The sequence below is a fragment of the Acidocella sp. genome (assembly GCF_013044125.1).
In the GTDB taxonomy this organism is placed as follows: Bacteria; Pseudomonadota; Alphaproteobacteria; order Acetobacterales; family Acetobacteraceae; genus Acidocella.
In genome coordinates, this window is record NZ_JABEVC010000045.1 from 1 (window position 1) to 11,892 (window position 11,892).

Consider the following 11,892-nt stretch of genomic DNA (forward strand, 5'->3'; position numbering starts at 1 on the left):
GATCTGCCCGGTATAGTCCACCGTGGCGCGGCCCGCGCGCACATCGGGCAGAGTCGCGGCTATGCGCATCAGCGCCGCCGTGGCCACCCCGCCGGGCTGGAGCGTGCCCTGGTTGAGCACCGGATGCGCCAGCACGAATTCGCCACCCCCGCCGCCGATATTGCCGCCGATGAGCGACTGCCACGAGAGCGGCACCGGCCTTCCCGCTGCCGCCGCCTGCAAATTGCTCTGCACGCTCTTGAGCGCACCATCATAGGGGGTCAGATCCGCCCCGGCCTGCACCCCCTGGGCGATCAGCGCCAGCCCGTTCAGCAACCCGCGCGCCGAGGGGTCGGCCGCCAGCTGGCCAAGGAAGGGCTGCGCCGCGACAATGCTGGTGAGCAGCTTCGCCAGTTGGTCCGGCGGCAGCAGCAGCAGCCCCTCGCGGCTGTAGAACTCATCCCCCGCCGGATAACTGGAGTCGATGAAATCCTTCTTGTCAGCGGCCAGCGCGGCATTCAGCGCGGCGGCGGTTTCCTGCGCCTCCTCGGGCGTGGCCGCGCGCACCACGGCGACGATCAGCCTGTCAAACTGCGGGAAATTCCGGCTCTCGCGGATCGCCGCCTGCCGCCAGGGCAGCGAACGGGCGAACAGGTTGTCGGTGTCGGTATCAATGCGCAGATGCTGCGCGGCATAGGCCAGGCCAGCCACGGCCAGCAGCACGCAAGCCATGATGGTAAACCAGGCCCGCCGCCGCGCGGCGCTTACAATCACGACAATCGGGCGCACTGCCTGCTCCTTTCGAATCGGCCGCCGTCTAGAACCCCAGCCCGGCCATGACCAGGCGGCCATAGATGTCCGACAGCACGAATTGCAGCGCCTGCAGCAGCAAAATGGCGATCAGCGGCGAAATATCGACATTGCCGAAAGCAGGCACATAGCGGCGGATGGGGTTGAGCACCGGCGTGGTCACGCGGTCGAGGAAATCCGCCACGGTGTTCACGAACTGGCTGCGGTGATTCACCACGCCAAAAGACAGCAGCATGCTCATGACCGCCGCCGCGATGACGGCCAAAATCATCAGATGGATCAGCTCGCCAGCCAGCCAGAAGATCGCGAACAACATTTTTAGTCCCCAATGTTTATATGCGCTCATGAGTAACGGCGCGCGGCAGTGCTGGCAATGATGATAGGCAGTTGACTTGCGCGCCCGAATGCGCGATGCCGCCCCCGGATGGACCCGGTTCACATTTATGGTCACGGGGCTGTAGCTCAGTTGGTAGAGCGCGTCGTTCGCAATGACGAGGTCAGGGGTTCGATTCCCCTCAGCTCCACCATGAACCCTATCCTCGCCACCCGATTCAGACTACGCGCCGCCGCGCTCCATCATCGGGAGGCAAAAGTTTCCCTCGCCACCCGATTCAGACTACGCGCCGCCGCGCTCCATCATCGGGAGGCACGAGCTTAATGAGCGATCCCACCAGAGACTCCGCCTTCACCCTGTTGCAGGCGGTGCTGACCAAAAACACCTCGCTGGACGCGGCGCTGGACGCGCTGCCTCCGCTGGACTCGCGCGACCGCGCCGCCGCCCACCGCTTGGCCGCCTGCGTGCTGCGCCATTCCGGCACGCTGGACGCGGTGCTGGAGCCCTTCCTGCTCCGCCAGCCGCCGGTTCCTGTGCGCCATATCCTGCTGCTCGGCGCCGCCGCTTTCCTGCTGCTCGGCGCCCCGGCGCACGCGGCGGTCGGCACGGCGGTTGACCTGGCGCGGACCAAAAAACTGGTGCCCTTCGCCGGGCTGGTGAACGCGGTGCTGCGCAAGGTGGTGGCCGCCGGACCAGCGGCCCTGGAAGGGCTGGACATGCCCCGCCTGGACACACCCGCCTGGGCCTGGGCCAGCTGGGGCAAAAACGCGCGGGCCATCGCCACCGCGCACGCGGCCGAGGCGCCGCTGGATATTTCCACCAAACCGGGCTTCACGCTGGCAGGCGGCACGCCGCTGCCCACCGGCTCGGTGCGCTTCCCCGCCGGCACCAGCGTGGTGGAGCTGCCCGGCTTTTCCACCGGCGACATCTGGGTGCAGGACGCCGCCGCCACCCTGCCCGCCAAACTGCTCGCCCCCCGGCCGGGCGAGCGCGTGCTCGACCTCTGCGCCGCCCCCGGCGGCAAAACCGCGCAACTGGCCGCTGCCGGCGCGCTGGTCACCGCCGTGGAGCGCGACCCTGCCCGCATGGGCACGCTCAAAGGCAACCTCGCCCGCCTCGGCCTTGATGTTGAATGCATACTGGCCGACGCCGCCACCTGGCGCCCGGCGCAAAAATTCAGCGCCATCCTGCTCGACGCCCCATGCAGCGCCACCGGCACCATCCGCCGCCACCCGGACCTGTTGCACCTGCGCAAGCCGCGCGACATCCAATCCCTCACCCAGGCGCAGGACACATTGCTGGACGCGGCAGCCCAAATGCTCGCCCCCGGCGGGCGGCTCATCTATGCCGTATGCTCACTGCAACCCGAGGAGGGCGAAGCGCGAATCGACGCCGCCTGCGCCCGCCTCGGCCTGCGCCGCGCCCCCTTAAGCCTGCCCGAACTGCCCGAGGCCCTCACACCGCGGGGCGATGTGCGCACGCATCCGGGCATGTGGCCGCAATACGGCGGGCTGGACGGGTTTTTCATCGCCCGGCTGGTCCATGCCACCAGCAGCGGCCCGCAGGACGATGACATCGTGGAATGCAGCTCCCCGCCCTGCATGCTGGGAGAGCTGGGGCCGGAGTTCTCAGGCGGGGGCGGATAAAACCCCACATGAAAGACGCCGCGCCCGCGAAAGCATCCATCCCCTCCAGCATTTGGGCGCTCGGCTTTGTCTCCCTGCTCATGGACATCTCCTCGGAAATGATCCACGCGCTGCTGCCCGTGTACCTCGTCACCGTCATGGGCGCCTCGATGGAGATGCTCGGCACCATCGAGGGCATCGCCGAGGCCACCGCCTCCATCGTCAAAATATTCTCCGGCGCGCTCTCGGACTGGCTGGGCAAGCGCAAGCTGATCGTGGCAACCGGCTATGGCCTCGCGGCCCTGACCAAGCCGTTATTTCCCCTTGCCTCCTCGTTAGGCTGGGTGGTGGCCGCCCGCTTCATAGACCGCATCGGCAAGGGCATTCGCGGCGCCCCGCGTGATGCGCTCCTGGCCGATCTGGCGCCCGCGCATATCCGCGGCGCGGCGTTCGGGCTGCGCAAGTCGCTTGACCTGACAGGCTCCTTCGCCGGGCCGTTGCTGGCAATCCTCTTCATGTGGCTGATGTCCAACCATTTCAGGGCGGTTTTCTGGGTGGCGGTGATCCCGGCGTTTCTCTCCTTCGGCCTCATCATGTTCGTGGTGCGCGAGCCGCCGCGCACGGCCCCATTGCGCAAACCCAGATTCCCCCTCAACCGCTCCGAGCTTGCCCGCCTCCAGCAAAACTACTGGCTGGTGGTCAGCGCCGCCACGGTGTTCACCCTGGCGCAGTTCAGCACCGCGTTTCTCATCCTGCGCGCGAAGGCCGAGGGCCTGCCCCTGGTGCTGATCCCCCTGGTGCTGTTTGTGATGAACATCGTCTCCGCGCTGGCGGCGCTGCCGGTGGGTATTCTCTCCGACCGCGTCAATCGCATCTCCGTGCTGATCTTCGGCTTTGCCATGCTCATCGCGGCGGATCTTGTCCTGGCGTTCTCCAGCGGTCTCGGCGGCGTGGGACTCGGCATCGTTTTATGGGGGTTGCACCTGGGTTTCACCGAGGGCCTGCTTGATACGCTGGTCGCCGACACCGCGGCGCCGGAGCTGCGCGGCACGGCCTACGGCGTGTTCAACCTTGCCTCCGGGCTGGCCCTGCTGGCCGCGAGCGTAATGGCCGGCGCGCTCTGGCAGTGGCTCGGCCCGCAGGCGACCTTTCTTGCCGGCGCGCTCTTCACGCTCCTGGCGCTGCTGGGGTTAATCGGGATACGCCTGCGGATACCCAGCCTCGGCATGTTGCGTTAGACCAAAACCCGGCCCTGACGCCCCGCTGGCGCGCGCTGTGGGCCGGCGCCGCCGCGCGGCTCGGGGGGTGATCGGCGGCGGCGCCAGATCAGAAAAAAAATTCCAAAACCTGACCTGATTTGCTATTTATCAGTCCAAGAGGCTGAATGAGAGCCTTCCGCGGGGTGTGCCAATTATCATTGGTTCAGGAGCTACACCGCAATGTGGAAAAAAATTGGTCTCGGCTTGGCCGTGCTGCTCGCCATTGCGGCTGGCGCGCTCTGGTATCTGGTCTCCAATCTGGATTCGCTCGTCAAAGCCGCGATTGAAAAATACGGCTCCGCCGCGACCCAGACCGCCGTGACCGCCGATAGCGTCAAACTCTCGCTCACATCAGGGTCGGGCACCATCTCCGGCCTCAGCATCGGCAACCCTTCCGGGTTTGCCTCGCCCCGGGCCCTAGGCGTGGGCGCCATCTCGGTTCAGCTGGACACCGGCTCCCTGCCCGGCAACGGGCCGATCGTGCTCAAAACCATCAACATCGCCCAGCCGCAGATAAATTACGAGGTCACCGGGGGCGTCAGCCTCACCGGGGTCAGCACCGCCAGCAATCTGCTGATCATCCAGAACAACGTGAAAAACTACGCCGGGCGGGCGGCCGCCGCGCCACCGCAGGGCGGTGCGCCCGCGCGCAAGGAAATCATCAACGATCTGTATGTGACCGGGGGGAAGATCAACCTCATCGCCACCACGGTATTGCACGGCAAAAAGATCACCGTGCCGCTGCCCCCGATTCATCTCACCAACATCGGCCGGGCCGGCGGCGGCGCCACCCCGGCGCAGATCGCCAGCCAGATCATCAGCGCCATCACCAGCCAGGCGGCAAGAACAGGCGCCGCGGCGCTGACCCAGCAGGCAAAGGCGGCGGCCAGCGGCACGCTGCCCGGCAATATGGGGGGAACGCTGAAAGGGCTTCTCGGCCCCTGAGACGATGGCCCCTGAGACGATGGCCCCGCGCCGATCCCCCGCACACGGCGCGTCAGGCGCTTGTTAAGCATGCCCAGGCTTGGGTACAAGCCTAAGCCATGAACACCACCCCGACTCGACTCCTCATCGCCCCCAGCCTGCTCGCCGCCGATTTCGCCCGTCTGGGCGAGGAAACCAGGGCCGTTGAAGCCGCCGGTGCGGACTGGCTGCACCTGGACATCATGGACGGTCATTTCGTGCCCAACATCACCTTTGGCCCGCTGGTGGTAAAAGCCCTGCGCAAGCACACCGCCATGCCGCTGGACGTGCATCTGATGATCGCCCCCGCCGATCCCTATATCGCCGCCTTCGCCGAGGCGGGCGCGGACATCATCAGCGTCCACCCGGAATCCGGCCCGCATCTGCACCGCACGCTCCAACTCATCCGCTCCCTGGGCAAAAAAGTCGGCGTGGTGCTCAACCCGGCCACCCCGGTCAGCGCTGTGGCCCATGTCATGGACCTGCTGGATGTCATCATGGTGATGACCGTGAACCCCGGCTTCGGCGGCCAGGCGTTCATCGCCTCGCAGTTGAGCAAAATCGCCACCTTGCGCGCGATGATCGGCGAGACCGGCCGCGACATTATCCTGCAGATCGACGGCGGCATCACCCCCGCCACCGCGCCCAAGGTGCTGCAAGCGGGCGCCGATTGCCTGATCGCCGGAACCGCGGTGTTCGGCGCGCCCGATTATGCCCAGGCGATCAGCGCCCTGCGCGCCGCGCGGCCCCGCCCGCAGGCGGAACTCGCGGCCAGCGGCGGATGAATCAGCCCGGTCAATTCAGCCGCAACGCGCGCGCGCTCCTGGCGCGGCTGCAAAACCTGCGCAGCCATAACGCACCCGACGCCCCCGCCCTGAGCCTGCGCGACCCCTGGCCGGGCGACCCCGGGCGCGGCGCCCGGCTGGTCAAGGCGGAGCTGGAGTTTGCCGGCGCGGTACTGCCCATGCCGGCGGGCGTGTTCCAGCCCATCAGCGCCACGGCGGTTCTGCGCGCGCATCTGCACGGCTTCACCTGGCTGCGCGACCTGCGCGCCCTTGGCACCGACGCCGCGCGCACCCGTGCACGCACCCTTGTCTCGGCGTTCATGGATACCGAGACGCTGGACCCCCTCGGGCTGACCCCCGATGTCACCGGCGCGCGCCTCGCCGCCTGGCTTGGCCATTACGATTTTTTCGCGGCCTCCGCCGATGACGACTTCCGCCAGCGCCTGATGAGCCGGCTGGTGATGGACGCACGCAGCCTCTCCGCCATTCTGCCTGTCGAAGTCCGCGACGGCCGCGCCCTCACCGCGCTCAAAGGTCTCGCCGCCGCCTCCGTCGCCATGCCCGAACATGTCGGCAACCTGCCGCGCGTGCTCAGATTCCTCCCGCCTGAGCTTGAACGCCAGTTTTTCCCCGACGGTTGCCATATTGAGCGCAGCCCGGCGGCGCATCTGGCCGCGGTGCAGGACCTTACCGAAATCCGCGCGCTGCTGCAGGCCCACGGCGCCGAGCCGCCGGTCGAACTGCTGAGCGCGATCGAGAAAGCCGCCGCCGCCCTGCGCGCCCTGCGCCATGGCGATGGCGGGCTGACGCTGTTCAACGGCGGCAAGGAAGAACTGCCCAGCCTGATAGACCTGGTGCTGGCCCAGGCCGGGCGGGCGCGCGGCCTCGTCTCGCCGCTCAAATCCAGCGGGCTGTACCGCATGAGCGCCGCCAAAACCCTGCTCCTGATGGACGCCGGCTTGCCCGCTCCCGCCGGGTTGGACCGTTTCGCCCATGCCGGCACGCTGGGGTTTGAATTCTCCTGGGGCAAGGAACGGCTGATCACCAATTGCGGCGCGGCCCCGGCCAACGCCGGCGGCTGGGGCACGGCCCTGCGCAGCACGGCGGCGCATTCCACCCTGACCATCGCCGATGTGTCCTCGGCGGAAGTGCTTGAGCAGGGCCTCGGCCGCAAACCCGCCGAGGTGCATGCCGAACGCCAGGACATCGCCGGCGGGCAATGGATCGAGGCCAGCCATAACGGCTGGGCCAAGCTTTTCGGCGCCATCCACCACCGCCGCATCGGCCTGGCCGACAATGGCGAGGAACTGCTGGGCGAAGACCTGATCGAGGCCGAACAGCCGCAGCCCTTCACCATCCGCTTCCACCTGCACCCCAATGTCACCGCGATGGTCCAGCAGGATAACGAGGCCGTGCTGCTGCGCACGCCGGGCGGGCTTGGCTTCCGGCTGCGGGCGGAGGGCGCGCCGATCAGCGTCGAGGAAAGCGTCTATTTCGGCCAGGCCGAGCCCCGGCGCGCCGAACAGGTGGTGCTTACCGGGCATCAGGACGGGCCGCAGCACGTCAAATGGTCCATTACGAAAGTTTAAGCCGATGACCCGCGTACTCCTGACCGGCGGCGCCGGATACATCGGCTCGCACACCGTCGTGGCGCTCATCGAGCGCGGGCACGAGGTCGTCATCCTCGATAATTTCGCCAATGCGCAGCGCGATGTCCCCGCGCGGCTGGAACGCCTGACCGGATGTGCGAACATCCCCGTCATCGAGGCTGACATCCGCGACACCGGGGCGGTGCGCGCGGCCCTGGCGGCGCATCCGGTGGAGGCGGTCATTCATTTCGCGGCGCTGAAGGCGGTGGGTGAATCCGAGGCCGACCCGCTGCTGTATTACGATATGAACATCATCGGCACGATCCGGCTTTTGCAGGCGATGCAGGCGCAGAACGTGCGCCGGATCGTGTTCTCATCCTCCGCCACGGTCTACGGCCAGTCGGACTCCTCGCCCATACCGGAGGACGCACCCACCCGCGTGCAAAACATCTACGGCCGCACGAAACTTGTCATGGAAGATCTCATCAGCGACCTCGCCCGCACCGGCAAGCTCCAGGCCGCCGCCAATCTGCGCTATTTCAACCCCGTCGGCGCGCACCCCTCGGCGATGATCGGCGAAACCCCGCGCGGCGTGCCCAACAACCTGATGCCTTATGTGACCCAGGTGGCCACCGGCGAGCGCCCGCATCTCAACGTCTTCGGCAATGATTATGACACGCCCGACGGCACCGGCGTGCGCGACTACATCCACGTGGTTGACCTCGCCCGCGCCCACGCCCTGGCGCTGGAGCATATCTGCGCGCACGATGTCGCGCTCACCGTCAACCTCGGCACCGGCACCGGCATTTCGGTGCTCGAGCTCGTGCGTGCCTTCGAGCGCGCCACGGGCCGCGAAATCCCCCTCAACATCGCACCGCGCCGCCCCGGCGATGTCGCGAGCTACTACGCCAACCCGGAGATGGCTGCGCGCGTGTTCGGCTGGCAGGCGGCGCTGGACGTGAACGACATGTGCCGCGATTCCTGGGCGTGGCAGGCCAGGCGCGCCGGGATCAACGATATTTGAGCAACCCCGCGCCAGCGCGCAAAACACTGGTCTTCCTGCTCACGGAAGACTGGTTCTTCGCCTCGCATTTTTTGGCCCGCGGGCTGGCCGCGCAGGCCATGGGCTGGCGCGTCATCCTCATCGCGGGCGAAAGCGAGGCCACCGCGCGCATCCGCGCCGCCGGCATCGAGGTCATCCCGGTTGATTTCTCCCGCCGCCGGTTGAACCCCTTGGCCGAACTCCGCCTCGCCCTGCAGCTCGCCCGGCTCTACCGCCAGTTAAAGCCCGATGTGGCGCATCACATCGCGCTGAAACCCATCGTCATCGGCGGGCTGGCGGCCAGGCTCGCCGGGGTGCGCGCCATCGTCAACGCCCCCACGGGGCTGGGCTTTGTCTTCTCCTCCCCCAAACCCCTGGCGCAAATCCTCCGCCCCTTCGTCACCCTCGCCCTGCGCCTCACCCTCTCGCCCAAGGGCGCGACAGTCATCTTCGAGAACCCGGACGACCTCCAGGCGCTCACCGCCGCGCGCATGCTCCGCCCCGGCGCCGCCGTGCTCATCCCCGGCGCCGGGGTGAACCTGGATGAATTCGCCCCCGCCCCAGAGCCGCCCGGGGCCATCCGCGTCATCCTCATCGCCCGCATGATCCACGCCAAGGGCATCGCCACATTCTGCGAGGCCGCCCGCCTCTTGCGCGGCCAGGCCGAATTCATCCTGGTTGGCGCACCGGACCCCGGCAACCCGGACTCTCTCACCGCCCCCCAGCTCCAGGCCTGGGCGAACGAGGGCATCCTCACCTGGCTCGGCCCGCGATCTGACATCGCGGCCCTGCTGGGCGGCGCGCACATCGCCTGCCAGCCCTCCACCTACCGCGAGGGCCTGCCCAAATCCGCGCTGGAAGCCATGGCGGCGGGCAGGCCTTTGGTCGCCAGCGGCATCCCCGGCCTGCGCGAAGCGGTGGTGGATGGGCAAACCGGCATTCTCGTCCCCCCCGGCGACGCCCCGGCCCTGGCCGCCGCGCTGGCAAAACTCATCGCCTCGCCCGCCTTGCGCGCCAGCATGGGCGCCGCCGCGCGCTCACGGGCGGCGGCGAAATTTTCCGAGCCGCGCATCTGTACGCAAACGCTTTTGGTGTATGAGGCGCTCATATCAGGAGCTCCGCCATGAAACGCCTTTTCGCCGCCCTGCTGCTGTGCCTCGCCGGCACCGCTGCGCATGCCGAGCAGACCATCGGCAGCGTGAGCACCAATTTCCGCCTGCTCGGCCCCAACGACAAAGTGGTGGTGGAGCGCTTTGACGACCCGAAGGTTGCCAATGTCTCCTGCTATGCCTCCTTCGCCCAGACCGGCGGCGTGGCCGGGGGGTTCGGCGTCGCCACCGACCCCAGCGAATTCGCCCTCAGCTGCGTCGCGCACGGCCCCGTGCACATCCCCGCCGATCTGCCGCAAAAAGAGGAAATGGGCGCCATCTCCGCCTCCTTCCTGTTCAAGCATTTCATCATCACCCGCATGGTGGACACCCAGGACAACACCCTGGTCTACGTCCTCATCAGCACCAAAATCATCCACGGCTCCCCGGCCAACGCGCTCTCCGCCGTTCCCGCCTCCAACTAAGGAAGTTAAATGTCTGACATCGTCCGTATCCGCCGCGCCCTCATCTCCGTTTCCGACAAAACCGGGCTGGTGGAATTCGCCCGCGCGCTGGAAGCCCACGGCGTGGAAATTCTCTCCACCGGCGGCTCGGCCAAGGCCCTGCGCGATGCCGGCGTGCCGGTGCGCGAGGTCTCAGACCATACCGGCTTCCCCGAAATCCTCGATGGCCGGGTGAAAACCCTGGTCCCCCAGGTCCACGGCGGCATCCTCGGCCGGCGCGACCTGCCGGAGCATCTGGCCCAGATGGAATCACACAACATCGCCCCCATCGACCTCGTGGCCGTCAATCTCTACCCCTTCGAAGCCACAGTGGCGCGCGGCGCGGCGTTTGAGGATTGCATCGAGAACATTGACATCGGCGGCCCGGCAATGATCCGCTCGGCAGCCAAAAACCACACCTCGGTCGCCGTACTCACCGCACCTGAGCATTTTGCCACAATCATCGCCGAGCTGAACGAACACGGCGGCACCCGGCTGGCCACCCGCCGCGCCCTGGCCGCCGCTGCCTATGGCCGCACCGCTGCTTATGACGCCGCGATCTCCACCTGGTTCGCGGCCCAGAACGGGGTGGAATACCCCGCCACCTTCACCATCGCCGGGCAGCTCAAGCAAACCCTGCGTTATGGCGAGAACCCGCACCAGTCCGCCGCCTTCTATACCGCCGCCCCGGCCCGCTTCGGCGTCGCCACCGCTACCCAGGTGCAGGGCAAGGAACTCTCCTACAATAATTTCAACGATACCGACGCCGCCTATGAATGCGTCGCCGAATTCGCCGAACCAACGGTGGTGATCGTCAAACACGCCAACCCCTGCGGCATCGCCACCGCCGCCTGCGTCGCCGATGCCTGGGATGCGGCGCTCGCCTGCGACCCGGTCTCCGCCTTCGGCGGCATCGTCGCCCTCAACCGCCCGCTGGACGAAGCCACCGCCACCAAAATCTCCAGCATTTTCACCGAGGTCATCATCGCCCCCGAAGCCACCCAGGGCGCCATCGACATTCTGGCCGCGAAGAAAAACCTGCGCCTGCTGCTCACCGGCGGCCTGCCGGACCCGGCCGAAGCCGGCACCACCTTCAAATCTCTGGCTGGCGGCTTCCTGCTGCAAAGCCGCGATGCCGGGCGCATCACGCCGCATGAGCTCAAAATCGTCACCAAGCGCGCGCCCACCCCGGCCGAGATCGAGGATCTGATCTTCGCCTTCCGCGTCTGCAAGCATGTCAAATCCAACGCCATCGTCTACGCCAAGAACCGGGCCACGCTGGGCGTCGGCGCCGGGCAGATGAACCGCGTGGACTCCGCGCGCATCGCCGCCTGGCGCGGCGCGGCGGCGGGGCTGGATTTCACCGGCTGCGTGGTCGCCTCCGATGCCTTCTTCCCCTTCGCTGACGGGCTGGAAGCCGCGATCTCCGCGGGCGCCAAGGCGGTCATCCAGCCCGGCGGCTCCATCCGCGACGCTGAGGTGATCGCAGCCGCCGATGCCGCCGGCATCGCCATGGTGTTCACAAATATGCGGCATTTCCGGCATTAACGGGGTATAATCACACCATGCTGCTCAACCTTCCCTTCACCCTGCCGGGCTGGATGCCGGCTTGGCTCTTTTTGCTGCTGGCTCTGCCCGCGCTGCTCTGGGCTCTGGCCTTCCTGCTCATGCCCTTCAGCGTGTTCGGCCTGAAGGCGCGGCTGGAAGCGCTGGAGGAGCAGATCGACTCGCTGCACGAGGATATGCGCACAATGAACCTGCGCGCCGCGGGCGGGCTACCGCCGGCGCCGCCAGACTTCTCCCCCTATGACGAAATGCCAGCCTTCAGCCGTATCAAAAAGGCGCCGGTGGTTCATGAGGAGCCCATCCTGCCGCCGCCGCGCCCGGTGCAGCCCGCCCCGCGCCCGGTTCAACC

At 67.4% G+C, this 11,892-nt stretch carries 11 protein-coding genes, 1 tRNA gene and 1 pseudogene; 11 read left to right on the top strand and 2 right to left on the bottom strand.

What is annotated here, in order from left to right; genetic code table 11:
• Window positions 1-768, bottom strand: a pseudogene (locus HKL97_RS02465) (RND transporter); the annotation flags it as partial.
• Window positions 769-796: 28 nt separating this feature from the next.
• Window positions 797-1,105, bottom strand: coding sequence for a YggT family protein (locus HKL97_RS02470; protein WP_291422528.1), 309 nt, complete (start codon window positions 1,103-1,105; stop codon window positions 797-799).
• Window positions 1,106-1,240: 135 nt separating this feature from the next.
• Between HKL97_RS02470 and HKL97_RS02475 the strand changes: the two genes are divergently transcribed.
• The 11 genes from HKL97_RS02475 to HKL97_RS02525 all read left to right on the top strand — a co-directional run.
• Window positions 1,241-1,316 (top strand) — tRNA-Ala (locus HKL97_RS02475).
• A 130-nt stretch (window positions 1,317-1,446) separates the two neighbouring features.
• A complete protein-coding gene (locus HKL97_RS02480) occupies window positions 1,447-2,769 on the top strand; it encodes an RsmB/NOP family class I SAM-dependent RNA methyltransferase (RefSeq protein WP_291422529.1) in 1,323 nt (440 codons plus the stop codon).
• A gap of 8 nt (window positions 2,770-2,777) precedes the next feature.
• Entirely contained in the window at window positions 2,778-3,986 is a 1,209-nt protein-coding gene (locus tag HKL97_RS02485; RefSeq protein ID WP_291422530.1) for an MFS transporter, read from the top strand.
• Window positions 3,987-4,187: 201 nt separating this feature from the next.
• Window positions 4,188-4,952 carry a hypothetical protein gene (locus tag HKL97_RS02490; RefSeq protein ID WP_291422531.1) on the top strand — a complete coding sequence of 255 codons (765 nt, stop codon included), beginning with the start codon at window positions 4,188-4,190 and terminating at the stop codon, window positions 4,950-4,952.
• A gap of 98 nt (window positions 4,953-5,050) precedes the next feature.
• The gene (gene rpe, locus HKL97_RS02495; protein ID WP_291422532.1) at window positions 5,051-5,755 is read left to right on the top strand and encodes a ribulose-phosphate 3-epimerase; all 705 of its coding nucleotides are present in this window, start codon (window positions 5,051-5,053) and stop codon (window positions 5,753-5,755) included.
• On the top strand, window positions 5,752-7,344 hold the full coding sequence (locus HKL97_RS02500) for a heparinase II/III family protein (RefSeq protein WP_291422533.1): 1,593 nt from the start codon (window positions 5,752-5,754) through the stop codon (window positions 7,342-7,344). Before rpe ends, HKL97_RS02500 begins: the two co-directional genes overlap by 4 nt.
• A gap of 4 nt (window positions 7,345-7,348) precedes the next feature.
• On the top strand, window positions 7,349-8,368 hold the full coding sequence (gene galE, locus HKL97_RS02505) for a UDP-glucose 4-epimerase GalE (protein WP_291422534.1): 1,020 nt from the start codon (window positions 7,349-7,351) through the stop codon (window positions 8,366-8,368).
• Window positions 8,365-9,513, top strand: a complete 1,149-nt coding sequence (locus HKL97_RS02510; RefSeq protein ID WP_291422535.1) for a glycosyltransferase family 4 protein — start codon at window positions 8,365-8,367, stop codon at window positions 9,511-9,513. Before galE ends, HKL97_RS02510 begins: the two co-directional genes overlap by 4 nt.
• The gene (locus HKL97_RS02515; RefSeq protein ID WP_291422536.1) at window positions 9,510-9,959 is read left to right on the top strand and encodes a CreA family protein; all 450 of its coding nucleotides are present in this window, start codon (window positions 9,510-9,512) and stop codon (window positions 9,957-9,959) included. Before HKL97_RS02510 ends, HKL97_RS02515 begins: the two co-directional genes overlap by 4 nt.
• Before the next feature lie 9 nt (window positions 9,960-9,968).
• Entirely contained in the window at window positions 9,969-11,525 is a 1,557-nt protein-coding gene (gene purH, locus HKL97_RS02520; protein ID WP_291422537.1) for a bifunctional phosphoribosylaminoimidazolecarboxamide formyltransferase/IMP cyclohydrolase, read from the top strand.
• 17 nt (window positions 11,526-11,542) lie between these two features.
• Window positions 11,543-11,892, top strand: a 350-nt coding sequence (locus tag HKL97_RS02525) for a hypothetical protein (protein ID WP_291422538.1), incomplete at its 3' end; no start/stop codon positions are given.

What these genes read in the sequence shown, in the direction of transcription:
- HKL97_RS02470 (WP_291422528.1), bottom strand. Translation starts at nt 1,105, where the DNA reads ATGTTGTTCGCGATCTTCTGGCTGGCTGGCGAGCTGATCCATCTGATG.
- HKL97_RS02480 (WP_291422529.1), top strand. Translation starts at nt 1,447, where the DNA reads ATGAGCGATCCCACCAGAGACTCCGCCTTCACCCTGTTGCAGGCGGTG.
- HKL97_RS02485 (WP_291422530.1), top strand. Translation starts at nt 2,778, where the DNA reads ATGAAAGACGCCGCGCCCGCGAAAGCATCCATCCCCTCCAGCATTTGG.
- HKL97_RS02490 (WP_291422531.1), top strand. Translation starts at nt 4,188, where the DNA reads ATGTGGAAAAAAATTGGTCTCGGCTTGGCCGTGCTGCTCGCCATTGCG.
- rpe (WP_291422532.1), top strand. Translation starts at nt 5,051, where the DNA reads ATGAACACCACCCCGACTCGACTCCTCATCGCCCCCAGCCTGCTCGCC.
- HKL97_RS02500 (WP_291422533.1), top strand. Translation starts at nt 5,752, where the DNA reads ATGAATCAGCCCGGTCAATTCAGCCGCAACGCGCGCGCGCTCCTGGCG.
- galE (WP_291422534.1), top strand. Translation starts at nt 7,349, where the DNA reads ATGACCCGCGTACTCCTGACCGGCGGCGCCGGATACATCGGCTCGCAC.
- HKL97_RS02515 (WP_291422536.1), top strand. Translation starts at nt 9,510, where the DNA reads ATGAAACGCCTTTTCGCCGCCCTGCTGCTGTGCCTCGCCGGCACCGCT.
- purH (WP_291422537.1), top strand. Translation starts at nt 9,969, where the DNA reads ATGTCTGACATCGTCCGTATCCGCCGCGCCCTCATCTCCGTTTCCGAC.